This window comes from Candidatus Sororendozoicomonas aggregata, assembly GCF_031528575.1.
In the GTDB taxonomy this organism is placed as follows: Bacteria; Pseudomonadota; Gammaproteobacteria; order Pseudomonadales; family Endozoicomonadaceae; genus Endonucleibacter; species Endonucleibacter aggregata.
The window spans coordinates 20,083-35,339 of sequence record NZ_JAVLSP010000036.1 but is presented as its reverse complement, the minus strand read 5'-3'; the positions used below and the strand labels follow the sequence as shown (position 1 = coordinate 35,339).

At 48.0% G+C, this 15,257-nt stretch carries 13 protein-coding genes; 8 read left to right on the top strand and 5 right to left on the bottom strand.

All coding sequences use genetic code 11. From position 1 onward, the window contains the following. Positions 1-215: hypothetical protein (locus V4C51_RS08840; protein ID WP_330925790.1), on the top strand; the 215-nt coding region annotated here is incomplete at its 5' end. Positions 216-234: 19 nt separating this feature from the next. Here V4C51_RS08840 and V4C51_RS08835 read toward each other — a convergent pair. Continuing rightward, positions 235-1,599, bottom strand: a complete 1,365-nt coding sequence (locus V4C51_RS08835) for a C2H2-type zinc finger protein (RefSeq protein WP_330925789.1) — start codon at positions 1,597-1,599, stop codon at positions 235-237. A gap of 1,091 nt (positions 1,600-2,690) precedes the next feature. Between V4C51_RS08835 and V4C51_RS08830 the strand changes: the two genes are divergently transcribed. Continuing rightward, positions 2,691-3,503: a C2H2-type zinc finger protein gene (locus V4C51_RS08830; RefSeq protein ID WP_330925788.1), complete on the top strand. Its 813-nt coding sequence runs from the start codon at positions 2,691-2,693 to the stop codon at positions 3,501-3,503. A 93-nt stretch (positions 3,504-3,596) separates the two neighbouring features. Here the strand turns inward: V4C51_RS08830 and pta are convergent, their stop codons facing one another. The 3 genes from pta to hemJ form a co-directional block, all read right to left on the bottom strand. After that, the gene (pta, locus tag V4C51_RS08825) at positions 3,597-5,699 is read right to left on the bottom strand and encodes a phosphate acetyltransferase (protein WP_330925787.1); all 2,103 of its coding nucleotides are present in this window, start codon (positions 5,697-5,699) and stop codon (positions 3,597-3,599) included. A gap of 92 nt (positions 5,700-5,791) precedes the next feature. After that, on the bottom strand, positions 5,792-6,988 hold the full coding sequence (locus V4C51_RS08820; protein ID WP_330925786.1) for an acetate/propionate family kinase: 1,197 nt from the start codon (positions 6,986-6,988) through the stop codon (positions 5,792-5,794). Between the two features lie 167 nt (positions 6,989-7,155). Further along, positions 7,156-7,581 (bottom strand): protoporphyrinogen oxidase HemJ, encoded by a 426-nt coding sequence (gene hemJ / locus V4C51_RS08815; protein WP_330925785.1) that lies wholly within the window; start codon positions 7,579-7,581, stop codon positions 7,156-7,158. Positions 7,582-8,199: 618 nt separating this feature from the next. Here hemJ and V4C51_RS17945 point away from each other — a divergent pair. The 5 genes from V4C51_RS17945 (at position 8,200) to nagA (ending at position 12,734) form a co-directional block, all read left to right on the top strand. Beyond that, positions 8,200-8,451 (top strand): DUF6356 family protein, encoded by a 252-nt coding sequence (locus tag V4C51_RS17945; protein WP_420797643.1) that lies wholly within the window; start codon positions 8,200-8,202, stop codon positions 8,449-8,451. Between the two features lie 374 nt (positions 8,452-8,825). Next, positions 8,826-9,395: an ATP-dependent protease subunit HslV gene (hslV, locus tag V4C51_RS08810; protein WP_330925784.1), complete on the top strand. Its 570-nt coding sequence runs from the start codon at positions 8,826-8,828 to the stop codon at positions 9,393-9,395. Positions 9,396-9,465: 70 nt separating this feature from the next. After that, on the top strand, positions 9,466-10,824 hold the full coding sequence (gene hslU, locus V4C51_RS08805; protein ID WP_330925792.1) for an HslU--HslV peptidase ATPase subunit: 1,359 nt from the start codon (positions 9,466-9,468) through the stop codon (positions 10,822-10,824). Positions 10,825-10,907: 83 nt separating this feature from the next. Then, positions 10,908-11,309: a DUF971 domain-containing protein gene (locus V4C51_RS08800; RefSeq protein ID WP_330925791.1), complete on the top strand. Its 402-nt coding sequence runs from the start codon at positions 10,908-10,910 to the stop codon at positions 11,307-11,309. Positions 11,310-11,573: 264 nt separating this feature from the next. Beyond that, entirely contained in the window at positions 11,574-12,734 is a 1,161-nt protein-coding gene (gene nagA / locus V4C51_RS08795; protein ID WP_330925783.1) for an N-acetylglucosamine-6-phosphate deacetylase, read from the top strand. A 469-nt stretch (positions 12,735-13,203) separates the two neighbouring features. Here the strand turns inward: nagA and V4C51_RS08790 are convergent, their stop codons facing one another. Next, complete coding sequence (locus V4C51_RS08790) at positions 13,204-14,181, bottom strand: polyprenyl synthetase family protein (protein WP_330925782.1); 978 nt, start codon at positions 14,179-14,181, stop codon at positions 13,204-13,206. 764 nt (positions 14,182-14,945) lie between these two features. Here V4C51_RS08790 and rplU point away from each other — a divergent pair. Beyond that, positions 14,946-15,257 (top strand): 50S ribosomal protein L21, encoded by a 312-nt coding sequence (gene rplU / locus V4C51_RS08785; RefSeq protein ID WP_330925781.1) that lies wholly within the window; start codon positions 14,946-14,948, stop codon positions 15,255-15,257.

Here is a 15,257-nt window from a genome sequence, read left to right as displayed (position 1 = left end):
CGTCAAATAGCCCCACTATTATCCTCAGAAGCAGAAATTTTTATCCTCAATTTCTCGTAATCCTCGCTACGGGCGCTATTCTCGGTCAGGCTCCTAGCGGTACTGGCGCCAATGGTAAAGAAATCGAGCGCTTCAATCAACGGGTCCGCAATCATTGTTATACCACCGAAGGTGTTGTGAAAAACGGCAAAGCAACGATGGGTATTCACTGGTAGTTGGCTGAACGTGATTTTTTCACTTCACCAAGCCATGCCTTCGTCTTTTGTGCTGATTCATTCGCCTGGGTGAGGGAAAAACCTTGTCACACTGCGTGCACCGATAGATCTTTTTCTCCTCCTTGGCATGGGTTTCTCTTTTATGCTGAGTCAGATACCTGGTTTGCGCAAAAGTCTTGTCACACTCATCGCATGGATACTTTTTCTTCTTGTCATGGCATTCTCTTTGATGCCGCTGAAGTTGACCTTTCAGGGGAAAAGCTTTGACACACTTATCGCATTTGAAGCGCTCCCGGTTTTTGGGGTGCGCTCGTTGCTTGTGCTTATTCAGGGAATCCTTTAAGGCATAAGCCTTGTCACACTTCGCGCACTTAAAAATCTTTTGCTCGTCTGTGGCATGCAGTGCTTTTTGGTGTCGCCTCAGTCGCCATTGTTGGGAAAAAGCTTTGTCACACTCCATTTCCGGGCACTTAAAAACCTTTTGCTCGTTTGTGGTATGCAGTGCGTTTTGGTGTCTCCTCAATAGCCATTGTTCGGAAAAAGCTTTGTCACACTTCATCTCCGGGCACTTGAAGAGCTTTTGTATAGCTGAGGCATGCCTTGATCTCATGTGTTTATCAAGCTGCGCCATTTTGACAAAAACCCTGCCACACTCTTTACACTTAAGGTTCTCTTGATAGGCGATGATATGCGCATGTCTTTTGTGTTGAATCAGTCCATTCTTTGAGGAAAAAGACCTGTAACACCCCGCTTCAGCGCAAGCGTAAGGCTCTTCTTTAACAGAGTGCTTTTTTTCAGGAGGTTGATTATCGTCTGCGTCAGTGTGCTTTGTCTCATTGCATGTTATGCGGTGCGCTTCAAATTCTTTCAACATGTGAAAGCGCTTCAAGCATTGTTGACATAAAAAAACAACGTGATGATCACTTATACCCCCTTCTTCTGACAACAGCTCGCCATTAAATAAAGGCTCTATTTTACCTGGTTTATCTGGAGGAATAGTTGGTGAAATCAATTCATAGTCAATCATTTTATCTGAACCTTCTGTCAGTAATTGCGCGCTATCGTAAACAGTGGCTCCACTATCAAGGACAGATTGAACAGCAAGGTGTGGTGTCAGTTTATTACCTGATTTATTACCCACTACAAAATAATTTGATTCTTCTTCGTCTTGATGAATGGAAACAACTGACAGGTTGACATTATCGATGACTGCCCGGCAACTTTCACGCCAGGCACCCAAGGCGCCTTCGTCAGTTGCATTTTTCCACTGACACTGCAATAAGGCACCATCAACCTCACAATGAATGACATTTACTTCCCCCTCCCCTTCAGCAGCAACCGCTAACTGGCAGAGAAAAAGCACCAGTAAAACAAAATTACTCAAGTATCATCAGGGCTACTTCTTATGGAGACCGCTCAATCCCCTGTATACCCTGTCTCCTTTTCTAAAAAATGGACGAAGGTTTTATTCCACTGCTATTACTACAAACTGATCAGTGGTCAAAAGGACAAATCTATTTTTCGACGCCTTATTTTGTATCGCGTTAACAAGCTCTCAAACTGCGCTCAAATGGTAGTGTGTTACACCACTTCTGATGACAGTAACGAACAGTGTAGTCACTTTTAAAAAAAGCTGTAACTATGATCAGTGTGGTTTATGCATTAACAACAGAAAAATAACAACAGAAAAACTGACTGGTGAGTATCAATGAATGTGTACGGCTAAAAACGTGAGTTTGACGGCTTAAATCGTCATCGGGCACTCTTGCGTTAACTGATCAACATCTATGTGAGTAGTCGCAGGCTATTAAGAGTGCTTGTAAGGGACAGCCGGGAGCAGAAAACGGACTTAATATTCTGATAAATGGCCGGTTTATGACAATTTGGCTCAAATAGTATGGGGAAATCATTAATGGAATAGAATAAACTGGTAATCAGTACGAAGGGTTTGGGGTTTCTTCATTTTTTTGCGGACGCGGGAAATTAGTACTCACAATTTAGCTTACACTACAGCTTCCGGGCCTTGAGTCGACGAACTCACATTTTTTAGCATTTTCGCCGTAAGCCCCCTGACTTTTAGAGGGGGTCGCGAAACTCTTAATTTTCTCCGTCGTCATCCCGTACAGGGATTGTAAGGGATCTGTGCCACAAGGACGTGAATCACTAAACCCGCATGATGCGTGCGGTTAGAGTGCCTTCCATAGAATGTGGTTCCTGTACAGGATGACGGTGCGGGGTGTATTTCAGCGTTTCGCGACAGCCTCTTCAGAAGCCGTCTTAAAAGTCTGCCCGTAGCGAGGACTGCGAGAAATGGAGGATAAAAAGTCGCTTTTGTGAGGAGAGTAGCGGAACTATTTAACGAACAAAAGCGACTTTTTAGACCCATTTATCTCAGCCGCGGTAGGAGCATGACTTTTAAGACTGCTTCTTAGTTGGGGGAGCAGTCACGCTCTTCTAACAGAATGAGGAGGCCGTATGCCAAATCCAAAAAAAACTTACCCCTGTAGTTACTGTACCAAGGTGTTCACCCGACCTAGCAAAAAAGAACAGCACGAGCGAACTCATACTGGAGAAAAGCCCTTTAAATGCCGGGTTTGTGGTAAGGGCTTTACCCAAAACGCCTCTCTCACTACACACCTTCGAACCCACACCAAAGAAAAGCCCTTTAAATGCGATCACTGTGATAAAGCTTTTAGCCAGGCAATTACTTGCGAAGTCCATATGAGAATCCACACTGGAGAAAGGCCCTATAAATGCGATGGTTGTGGTCAGAGCTTTGGACACATGACCAGCTTCAGAATGCACAAGTGTGGCATTAGTAGAAGCCGTCTTTGCTGCCCTGTCTGTCACACAAGGCGGTATACGCTACAGAAGAGCCTCAATGAGCATATCCGCAGTGCACACCCTGGTGGCTACACTGGGCCTCAACCATCCACCAGTACACAGGAACCCTCCCAGGTATCCATTCATTTACAGGATGTCCCCGGTATTGGCCTGATCGGCGCGGTCACTCATACGTTAACGTCGCCAACAACAGGTATAACCACCTCCGTATCGAGGATACATTCTCCTGAAGGAGAAGCCTTTCTTTGTGAAACGACCACGACACAGGCACAGACACGGACAACCGACACTCAAAAATACCCAATACAAACAGCAACAGTCGCGCAAAAAAACCCGGAGGACTCTTTTTCACTGCCTCAAAGCCCACAGGATATCCCAATAATAGATTTCGACGATCTGCGGCAAGCATGGGAAAAAGGTGATGACCCTGACCCTGCCTGGTAATTTTGCACAAGACACGGGGCTGGCTTCGTTGGCAACCTAAAACGCGGTCAGGAGAGTCGATTGGTATAAGGTGACCCTTATGTTTTTATGTTTTTATGTTTTGTCTGTATCTGCCTGAACAGCCGTTAGCGCAATGGTGTACACAATATCATCCACCAGCGCTCCGCGGGACAAGTCATTAACCGGCTTGTTCAAGCCTTGCAGCATAGGTCCCACACTGATGACATCAGCACTTCGCTGTACCGCTTTGTAGGTCGTATTACCGGTATTGAGATCGGGGAAAATAAACACCGTAGCACGGCCAGCCACATGGCTGTCTGGGGCTTTGGAGCGGGCAACAGACTCCACAGAGGCAGCATCGTATTGCAGTGGGCCATCGACGATCAAATCAGGCCGACGCTCATGAACCAGGCGTGTCGCTTCGCGAACCTTGTCAACGTCGGCCCCCTGACCGGAAGCGCCGGTACTGTAGCTGATCATGGCCACACGGGGTTCAATACCAAAAGCGGCGGCAGAATCCGCACTTTGAATAGCGATATTGGCCAGCTGCTCTGCATTGGGGGCCGGGTTCACCGCGCAGTCACCGTAAACCAGCACCTGCTCAGGCAACAGCATAAAAAAGACAGAAGAGACAAGCCCACCAGCATCTGGCTTGGGCTTTACCAACTGAAACGCCGGACGAATGGTATTGGCTGTTGTGTGCGCCGCGCCCGATACCAACCCATCCACTTCATTAAGCGCCAGCATCATTGTACCAAGAACCACAGTGTCTTCTAACTGCGCTTCTGCCATTGGCGCGCTGAGGCCTTTATGCTTGCGCAACTCAACCATCGGCTCAATATAGCGGTTACGAATGCTGTCAGGATTCATAATCACTAGCCCTTCGGGTAAGGTAATGCCAATGTCCTGGGCAATCTGCTCAATCACGCTTTTATTGCCCAGCAAAATACAATCAGCAATGCCTCGCTGCTGACAAATAGCTGCAGCCTGAATGGTTCGAGGATCATTCCCTTCGGGTAAGACAACCCGTTTTTTGGCCGCAATAGCCCGTTGAACCAGGTTATAACGGAAAGCCGGTGGCGATAAACGCCGCTCAGACAAGCTGGCGCAGTGTGCTTTAAGCCATGGGGTATTAAGGTGTTCAGCCACTGTATTAACGACATTTTCCACACGCTCATGGTCATCAACGGGCAATGCGTTACTCATTCTGTCCAGTTGCGTGGCTGTTTTGTATGAATCACCGGCCGTTAATAATACCGGCAAGCCGCCGGTAATGGCCTTTTTACACAACGCCATAATTGCATCTACCGGGCGAATACCGCTGGTAAGCAACAACCCCGCAATTGGGACACCGTTAAGGGCAGCCATACAGGTAGCCAGCACGATATCGTCCCGGTCACCCGGCGCGATAATCAGGTTGCCGGGTTTCAGGTGATGCGCCATGTTTGCCGGGGTTCGGGCACTGAGGGTATAAGACGTTACCCGCCGTTTTTTGATTTCTCCCGCGTTGATAATGTCACAGCCCAGGTGGTTGGCGATATCTATCGTTCTGGGGGACGACAATATGTCTTTATAAGGTACGCAGCCTAATGGTTCAAATGATTTGCGGGCAAATTCGGGAAGGTTGGTGAAATGATTATTTTCACAATGCAGGGCTTCCATGTTGATCTTACTGGCTTTATTAAGAATATACCCAAGCAGCCTGGGGTTCTTGATACCACTGAAAGTGCCTGCGGCAATTTCCAGCCTGTCAGCAACATCAGTGAGTGACTCATCATCCGCTGCTGATACAAGAATAATATCCGCGTTGATAGACGTCGCTATACTTTTGTTCAAACGATTGGCATAAGGCATTTTTCGTGTAGGTACTAACCCCTCCACAACCATTACTTCAGCGTCTTTTGATGCCTCATTAAACAGAGCGACAACCTCCTCCATCAGCGCGTCACTTTTGTTATCACCCAACAAATTCTCAGCATGATGAGCTGAAATAGGGGCAGCTGGGGCTTCATAGTCCATAATACGCTGAACCAGCTTGACTGAGTGTTCCGTGCTTTTGTTTTTGATGGGGAGCTGGGTGATCGGCTTAAAAAATTTCACTCGCAGCCCAAGGTTATCCAGTGCTCGAACAAGCCCCAGGGTCACAGAGGTTAAACCTACACCGAAGGCGGTAGGGACAAGAAAATATGTGCGCATAGCAGTGGTTTCCGGCAAAGGTGAACAACGCGGTATCCAGGTGTCGTCGTACAGACAAGATGATGCAACCGTGACAATCGCTTTGACTCAGCTCAGGAGAGTGAGGACACTAAATCGTGGGTATCCCGGGCGATCATTAATTCCTCATTCGTCCCTACAACCATCGCAATCGGCGAATCTGCCTGGGTAATTACGCCACTTTTTCCCCGGCAAGTGGCGTTATTTATTACTTCATCGACCTTGAAGCCAAAGATAGATAAACGCTTAAGGACATTCTTCCGAATCAGGCTGGAGTTTTCACCAATGCCACCCGTGAAGACCAGTGCATCAATACGCCCCATTTCAGCAGCAAAACCGGCCAGCTTTTTGGCGAGTACATTACAGAAAACGTCCAGCGTTAACTGTGCGTGAGCATTTCCTTCTTTTGCGGCATCTTCAATGACACGACAGTCATTGTTTATCTCGGACAATCCCAGCAGACCGCTTTTCTTATTAAGGATGTCGGTGATTTCCTCCAGGCTGTAGCCACAGCGCTTATTTAAAAAACTGAACACATTGGGGTCTATATCACCAGAGCGCGTACCCATCACCAGACCTTCCAGGGGGGTTAAACCCATGGTGGTGTCCAGGGATTTACCGTCTTTAATCGCGCAGGCACTGGCGCCATTGCCCAAATGAGCCACCAAAATAGCACTGCTGCTGTAATCAAGCCCAAGCATGTCAGACGCTTTCTTGCTGACAAAACGATAGCTGGTCCCGTGCATACCATAACGACGCAAGCCATGCTCACGGTAAAGATGGTAGGGAATGGCGTAAAGGTAGTTTTCAGCCGGCATGGTCTGATGAAAAGCGGTATCAAATACGGCCACTTGCGCCAAACCCGGAAAAAAACGCTTAACCGCTCGAATGCCTTTCAGGTGGGCTGGGTTATGCAGGGGGGCCAGATGGCAACAATCCTCAATGCCTTTAAGCGCCTCCTCCGTTATCAAGCTCGACGCCGTGAACTTCTCACCACCGTGCACTACCCGATGACCTATGGCCTCAATACACGCCATCAGCTGCTGTTCACGCAGCAAGTCCACCAGCGCTTTAATAGCGTCGTCATGGCCTGATTTACCTAAGGGTCTGGACTGTTTTTGACCGCCGACTTTCCAGCTGATACTGCCTTGGGCACTCCCGAGCCTCTCAGCCAGGCCATTAAGGCTTTCATCAAAGGTTTCTGGATTAATGACGGAGAACTTCAGTGAAGAACTCCCGCAATTGATCACCAGAATACTGTTTTTACTCATAGCGCCCTGCCAATGGGTTATAGGTACTTGGTGAGTAGGATTATACCGAGACCCGGTGAGGTTGTGACCGCGTAAAATAGCCCATTTTATCAGGGACTACCGTCGAGCATTGGCGGTAGTCTCCGGGGGGCGTTATTATCCCAGCCTTGTTGCCCAGGGCAATAAGACTAAAACGGCTTTACCACCACAAGAATAATAATACTTACCAGAAAGAAAACGGGAACCTCGTTAAACCAACGGTAAAAACGATGCGTTTTCTGGTTTTTGTCAGCGTCGAACTGTTTAAGGTAACGTCCACACATATGGTGATACCCTATCAGTAATGCGACTAGCGTGAGTTTAGCATGCAGCCAGCCACCACTGGCCATGTAAGCAGATGGCGCATAGCTGAATAACCAGAAACCAAGCAGCAGCGTGGCCAACATGGCCGGTGTGGCAATGCCTCGATAGAGCTTGCGCTCCATGACTTTAAACCGCTCGTTTCCAGCCTCGTCTTGCGTGTCCGCATGATAAACAAACAGTCTTGGCAAATAGAACAGTGCTGCAAACCAGCACACCATAGAGATAATGTGGAAGGCTTTGACCCAGAGCATAAAACCCTTTTATTCATTCATTAAAATTACTTAGGAGGTTGTCCGAGAACAGCGCCCGTAGCGAGGATCGCGAGAAATTAAGGATAAAAATTTCTGCTTCTGAGGAGAATAGCGGGGCTATTTGACGAAGAAGCAGGAATTTTCAGACCAATTTATCGCAACCGCAGTAGCGCAGTCTATTCTCGGACAGCCTCCTAGACTACCGAATTTTTGTTACTGATAAAACTGTTCTGTCGTCTGCGGAGCGATCATTCTGTGACAGACACTTATTGAAATCCATGCTAGCCCGGATATTTCATAAACATGCTCCTGGCCTGTAAAGCAGGTCAAAGTCAGTGGGTTGGTTGAATAATTTTCTGCAGGGTGGAAATTTATTTTTTTTCAACACTGAAAAGTAAAATAATTTGCTATTTTTTAGAATAATCAAGAAAAAATAGCAAACACTTTCTTTATTTATATTGTTAGTCTGTAGCTTATAAAGTGTCCATAAATTGAAGATTTCACGAAGATTTCACAGGAGAGGGGGATGTAAACAACATCTGATGTTCATCCATCACCCTGAGTTCAGTAATCTGGCGAAATACTGAAATAACAAACAACCCAAAAAAGGGTATAGCTATGCAATTTTTCACACAACATTTAGTATCGGTTAACGAGAACTATTCTCAACATTTTAAGCACGCATTGCGTTTCTCTGTTACTTTGTTACTTGCTTCACTGGTCTGTCTCATCCATGCGATTTTGCCTTTTCTGTTTGAGAAAACTGGCAGCAAACTTATTAAGAAATTGCATAATGATATGGTAAAAAATCGACATAACCTGACGCCTGGCAATAAGGTTAACCGTTCCCTTGCTTCGACAGGTCAGTAAAACCCCGCTGACCGTATTAATTATTTTTTTAATACGGTGTAGCTGTGCGCAATGGCTCCATTGTTGAAATGGTTGACATGAACGCTGCCTGCTCCTGCTATAACTGGCGATATACCCGTCGCCTTTCAAGCTGTACTTTGTTGACGGCGTTCGCTCATCCCGGTCACCTACTCTCTGCCGTCCGGTTTGTCAGCTATCACGGTAGTCAGAAAAGACGATTGATATGACTTGCCGCCGTATAACCGATTGAAATCCTTTGAGTATTATAGTCTGAGTGTTTCTCGCTTTGTCGTTATCAGCCAGTCCCCCTTGATATTTTTGAATACTCCCCCAATAGTAAGGCCGTTAATTTTATATTCTTTAAGGAGTTCGCCTTGGAACAGTATCGTGGCACGACTATTTTGTCCGTCCGCCGGGGCAACAAGGTAGTCATCGGTGGTGATGGGCAGGTTTCACTCGGTGATGCTGTCATCAAGGGCAATGCCCGCAAACTGCGACGTTTGCATAAGGACAAGGTGATCGCCGGGTTTGCCGGTGGTACAGCTGATGCCTTTACTCTGTTTGAGCATTTTGAAGGCCAGTTGGAAAAGCACCATGGTCATCTGGTGCGCTCAGCTGTGGAGCTAGCGAAGGAGTGGCGAACTAATCGTGCCATGAGCCGCCTTGAGGCCATGTTAATTGTGGCCAATAAAGACGCGTCCCTGATTATTACCGGTAATGGGGATGTTATGGAAACGGATGATGGCATTTTAGCCATTGGTTCAGGTGGATTTTATGCGCAGTCTGCCGCCAAGGCCCTGTTACAGAATACTGATTTGTCTGCACGTGACATTGTTGAAAAAAGCTTAACCATTGCGGCGGATGTGTGCGTCTACACTAATCAGAACCGTATTATCGAAGAGATTGATCTCTCAGGTGAGTCCCCCAAACTGACAGCAGACTGATTTTTCAATCGTTTTCAACTGTTTCAAACAATGTACTCAGAAGCTGTCTCCAGCCTGATTCGAACGAGAAATAAGCGAGTTTTCTGATATGTCTACCATGACACCCCGTGAAATAGTTCATGAACTGGACAAACATATTGTTGGGCAGGACGATGCCAAGCGTGCTGTTGCCATTGCGCTTCGTAACCGCTGGCGCCGCATGCAGCTTAATGAAGAACTGCGAAACGAAATTACCCCCAAAAATATTTTGATGATTGGCCCCACCGGCGTGGGTAAAACCGAAATTGCCCGCCGCCTTGCCAAGCTGGCCCATGCGCCTTTTATGAAGGTGGAAGCGACAAAATTTACCGAGGTCGGCTACGTTGGGCGAGATGTGGAGTCTATTGTCCGTGACCTGATGGATGCGGCAATAAAGATGCTGCGTGAGCAGGAAATTGAGCGTGTGCGCGACCGCGCGCAGGACGCGGCAGAAGAGCGTATCCTTGATGCCTTACTCCCGCCACCGAGAAATTTTCGTGAAGAGTCTGAGCCACAACAGAACAACAGTACGCGTCAGGTATTTCGCAAAAAACTGCGCGAAGGTCAGCTTGATGACAAAGAGATCGAGATTGATGTCCGTGAAACCCCAATGGGTGTTGAGATCATGGCGCCTCCTGGTATGGAGGAGATGACCAACCAGCTGCAAAGCATGTTTTCCAATCTCTCCAGTGGCAAGAAAAAACTGCGCAAACTGCGGGTGAAAGATGCCGTTAAACTGGTGCAGGATGAAGAGGCTTCCAAGCTGGTCAATGAAGACGATCTGAAAGTACGTGCCATTGACGCGGTTGAGCAAAACGGTATTGTCTTCATCGATGAAATCGATAAAGTCGCCAAACGCGCCAGTGGTTCTAATGCTGATGTCTCCCGCGAAGGCGTCCAGCGTGATTTACTACCATTGATTGAAGGCTGCACGGTTTCTACAAAATACGGCATGGTAAAAACTGACCATATTCTGTTTATTGCCTCCGGTGCTTTCCATTTGGCTAAACCTTCTGACCTGATTCCAGAGTTACAAGGTCGTTTGCCCATTCGTGTTGAGCTAAAAGCACTGACCACCGAAGATTTTGTCCGCATCCTGAAAGAGCCCAATGCCTCGTTGACAGAGCAGTACCAAGCGCTAATGCACACCGAAAAACTGAACATTGAGTTCGCTGAAAGCGGTATTAACCGCATTGCTGAAGTGGGCTGGCAGGTGAATGAGTCCACGGAGAATATTGGTGCGCGCCGTTTGCATACGGTGATGGAGCGTCTGCTTGAAGAGATCTCTTTCAGTGCTGCCGATATGGCTATTAACCAAGGCGAGCAGGCACTGGTTATTGATGCGAACTATGTGGACCAGCACCTCGGTGAGCTGGTGCAAAATGAAGACCTCAGTCGCTACATTCTCTGATTTTCAGGTTAGCATTGATTGATCAAAGCATGGGCATCCTAATACATACCGGTGCCTGTTGTTGTTGAGAGAAAAGGCACTTGATGGAGATGGTTGAAAAAATACCTGCTGGCCTGAACCTGCGCAAAGGCGCCAATGAGCTGGCCGTTGCCTATGATGACAATGAGTCGTATCGCCTGTCGGCAGAGTTCTTGAGAGTACTGAGTCCCTCAGCGGAAGTACGTGGTCATGGCAACCCTATGGTACAAGCGGGCAAGCTGCATGTGCGTCTGAGTGGGGTTGAGCGGGTGGGTAATTATGCTATTAAGCTGGTTTTTGATGACGGTCATGATTCAGGCATTTATACCTGGCAGTATTTGTATGACCTGTGCGCAAATCAGCAAAAGTACTGGGAGACGTACCAGCAACAATTAAGGAAAGCCGGTAAAAGTCGTGACCCTGAAGTCTGTATTGTGCGATTAATTGACCCTTCTTCTTGCGGATAAGGGTTTTCCTATCGTCTTCAATTTTCGTGACTATGTCTAGGAGCCTGACTGAGAATAGCGCCCGTAGCGAGGATTATGAGAAATTGAGGATAAAAATTTCTGCTTCTGAGGATAATAGTGGGACTATTTGACGAAGAAGCAGGAATTTTTAGACCAATTTATCGCAACCGCAGTAGGGTAGTCTATTCTCGGACAGGCTCCTAGTTACATGCCAGCACCCCTGACGTTACAATGACCGCTATTGGATTAAGTTGAGTAGTCAGTATGCATAGCTTTTATCTCAGGGCCAGCGAAGTTTATTGCGAAGATGGCATTTTGGCTGATACCTGTATCCGGGTGACCGATGGAAAGATCACAGGTATTGGTGAATTACCCGGTACAAATGACCCTGTTGTTGATATGACAGGTGCCAGAGTGATACCCGGGCTTATTGACCTGCACATTCATGGCAGTGCGGGCGCTGATGTAATGGACGCCACCTATGACGCACTCAATACTATCTCCAAACATATTGCCGGTAACGGCGTTACCGGTTTTTTAGGCACAACCGTTACTTCTACCTGGGAGGCCACGCTGGCCGCCTTGAGCAACGTTCACTCAACCATGGACAAAGGCGTAGAAGGCGCGCGGTTACTTGGCAGTTACAGTGAGGGTTTGTTCTTCTCGGAGCGGTTTAAAGGGGCTCATGCTGCCGAATACTTTCTGAAACCCACCCGTGAGCGGGTCGACGCCATGATCGCTGCCGGTGGCGGCACCTTAAAATCTCTGGCCATTGCCCCGGAAGTTGATGGAGCGCTGGCAATCATTCGGTACCTTGCCGGTCAGGGGGTCAACGTCATGGTCGGGCATACGGGGGCGACTTACCAACAGACTGTAGCGGCTTTTGAGGCCGGCGCCGTCGGCGGAGTGCATATTTTTAACCAGATGCTGGGGTTGCATCACCGCCAGCCAGGCACCGCAGGTGCAATCTTGCACCATAAGGATATTCTGGCAGAACTGATTGCTGACGGTATTCATGTGGACCCTGTGATGATGTCGATGGTTCATCGGCTTAAGGGGGCGGATAAAACGGCACTGATTACTGATTGCATGTGCGCCGGTGGCCTCAGTGATGGTGATTATCAACTCGGTCAATTAATGGTTACCGTGAAAGAGGGGGTTGCCCGCACGGATTCCGGTGCGCTGGCAGGCAGTACACTGGCGCTGAACAAGGGCGTGAGTAATATGGTTGAACTGGCAGGCGTGCCCCCTTTGGATGCTGTTCATATGGCATCATTAACACCGGCCACCTTGCTGGGTATTGAGCAGGAAGTCGGCAGTATAAAGATAGGCAAGCGGGCAAACCTCGCCGTTATTGGCAGCGATAATTCGGTGCTTAAAACATTTGTTGATGGTCGAGAGGTATTTTCCCGTCCTGACGTTTAAGCGGGCGTAGAAGTCTGCTTGATTGAAAGGCTGATGTCTCTTCCCACGTTCTGCGTAGTAACGATACGCCACCAGAATACCAGGAATAGACCCTGTAAATAATTCTTTGTAAACGCCAGTTGTTGTTTAAGTTGAAAAAAAGCTGAGGTCAGGTCTTTCTGTAACGTCGTACCCACGTTCCCGGTGTTTGTCAACAACGTTGTGGCAAAAAGGTTAAATACGACTGTGCATGTCTCCTTCGTCATTTCTGCGAAGGCATAAATCCATGCCAGCCGTGGAACTCTAACTTTGCGGAAATGACGAAAGTAAAGGTGAAAAGGTGATTGCCTGTCTGCACCACTGTCGCGAAACCCTCGGAGCGTGGGAACGAGGTTAACTTTCTGACTGCAGTATAAATCTCGGCTAAGCCCTATAAAGGCCGGTCTTTGTCAGAGTTAAAAGAGGCAATGGGTATTAAATGCATTCTGGTTTAGTGGGTTCGCTCTATCGCAAAGCGCGCCAGATCTTCCATGGCTTCGCGGTATTCACTGGCAGGCAGTGCCTTTAATGCATCAGCTGCTTTACTGGCGTAATACTGTGCTTTTTTTGCGGTGTAATCCAGGGCCCCACAATCACGCACGGCCTCAACAATCGCGCTAATGCTCTCCAGGCTCCCTTTTTGAATGCCCTGACGCACCAGCGCCTTGTGCTCAGGTTTTCCGTTAGCGATGGTATAGATCAGTGGCAAGGTGGGTTTACCTTCAGCAAGGTCATCACCGAGGTTCTTACCCATCGCTTCACTGTCGCCTGTGTAGTCCAAAAGATCATCAACCAGCTGAAAGGCAATACCCAGGCAATTACCGTATTCAGCCATGGCGTTTTCGGTGGTTTTATCCGCACAGGCCAGCACGCTGGCCGTGTAGGTAGAGGCCTCAAACAGCTTGGCAGTTTTACAGCGAATAACGTCCATATAGTGTGCTTGTGTCACATTGGCATTGTGCACATTCATGAGCTGCATTACTTCGCCTTCAGCAATAACATTGGTAGCGTCGGCAAGAATCTTAAGCAGCTGAAAGTTCTCCAGCTTGACCATCATTTGAAAAGCCCGGGAGTACAGAAAGTCGCCAACCAACACGCTAGGCGCATTACCCCATAGGGCATTGGCGGTATCGCGCCCCCTGCGAAGATCCGATTTATCTACCACGTCGTCATGCAAAAGGGTGGCGGTGTGCAGAAACTCAATAATGGCAGCCAGAGGGATATGGTCAACACCTTTATAGCCACAGGCACGGGCTGTCAGTAATACCAGCAGCGGACGCAGACGTTTACCACCGGACTGGATAATATAGCTGCTAATCTTGCTGACGAGGCTGACATCGGAGTGCAGTCGCTCGCGAATGCACGTATTAACTCGCTCAAAGTCATCAAGCACAACGACCTGAAAAGAGGGTTGCTTTGTGTCTGGCATAGGGCTACGGCTGTTATAAAGGTGGGGTAAATGGGGAATCGTATGGAGCAGGGTGGGATCTGTCAATAGAATGGTGATTCTGTTGATTTTTTTTGGTTTAAGGGAGGGCTTTATTTACCGTGTGCCAAGATCAACGCCGATCTTGCCGTTTAACCTGAAATCAGGTTAAACCGCCATTTTTGCGCAATCACAATCAGAAGACCGCAGGGGAGATTCATTCTTAGAAGCCGTCTTAAAAGTCTGCCCGTAGCCGCAGCAGGAGTATGACTTTTAAGACGGCTTCTTATTACAAATCTGAAGGCCAGCAGCAGGCAGGACTCCCTTGGAGCCTGTCGGACTTATGCTTTCGAGCATAAAATTCAGTAGGGCAAGTCAGAATTTTCGATCAATTCGTGCGAATAGTTGACCTGTTTAAGCCAATTGATCGGAAATTCTGGCCGTACTTTCTCGTACTTTCTCGCACTTTCTCGCACTTTCTGGATTTCAGGCCGAAATTGTCTTAAGTCCGACAGACGCCTATACTTGCCCTGGCGCTTGAACTTCTTTAGAATTTGCGGCCTATCTGAAAATCTGCGGTGGCAGCCTTTTTTGTCAGGTTTGCCGACACGGTGCGAAGTGTCGGGTCGACCATGCGGTGTCATCCGGTAATCGTTGTGATTTTTAGATAGCCAAAATTCCGGTGCTATTCCAGCTGACTTGCTGCCAGCACGGGCGTGCCGGATGCCTTTGACAAAGAGGCTCTACAGGATTTTCGGAGTAAATTTATGTATGCGGTTATAAGAACCGGCGGCAAGCAATATCGCGTTGCCGAAGGTGAAACCTTCAAAGTAGAAAAGCTCGACGTTGCCGCCGGCGGCAGTGTTGATATCGACGATGTTCTGCTAATTGCTGACGGCGAAGATATCAAAGTGGGCGCCCCCGTTGTTGAAGGTGCCAAGGTGACTGCTGAAGTGGTCAGCCATGGTCGTGGCCCCAAGATCAAAATCATCAAGTTCAGGCGCCGTAAGCATCATCGCAAGCAGATGGGCCACCGTCAGTGGTTCACTGAATTGAAGATCACCGGTATTGCGGGATAA

What these genes read in the sequence shown, in the direction of transcription:
- V4C51_RS08830 (WP_330925788.1), top strand. Translation starts at nt 2,691, where the DNA reads ATGCCAAATCCAAAAAAAACTTACCCCTGTAGTTACTGTACCAAGGTG.
- pta (WP_330925787.1), bottom strand. Translation starts at nt 5,699, where the DNA reads ATGCGCACATATTTTCTTGTCCCTACCGCCTTCGGTGTAGGTTTAACC.
- V4C51_RS08820 (WP_330925786.1), bottom strand. Translation starts at nt 6,988, where the DNA reads ATGAGTAAAAACAGTATTCTGGTGATCAATTGCGGGAGTTCTTCACTG.
- hemJ (WP_330925785.1), bottom strand. Translation starts at nt 7,581, where the DNA reads ATGCTCTGGGTCAAAGCCTTCCACATTATCTCTATGGTGTGCTGGTTT.
- V4C51_RS17945 (WP_420797643.1), top strand. Translation starts at nt 8,200, where the DNA reads ATGCAATTTTTCACACAACATTTAGTATCGGTTAACGAGAACTATTCT.
- V4C51_RS08800 (WP_330925791.1), top strand. Translation starts at nt 10,908, where the DNA reads ATGGAGATGGTTGAAAAAATACCTGCTGGCCTGAACCTGCGCAAAGGC.
- nagA (WP_330925783.1), top strand. Translation starts at nt 11,574, where the DNA reads ATGCATAGCTTTTATCTCAGGGCCAGCGAAGTTTATTGCGAAGATGGC.
- V4C51_RS08790 (WP_330925782.1), bottom strand. Translation starts at nt 14,181, where the DNA reads ATGCCAGACACAAAGCAACCCTCTTTTCAGGTCGTTGTGCTTGATGAC.
- rplU (WP_330925781.1), top strand. Translation starts at nt 14,946, where the DNA reads ATGTATGCGGTTATAAGAACCGGCGGCAAGCAATATCGCGTTGCCGAA.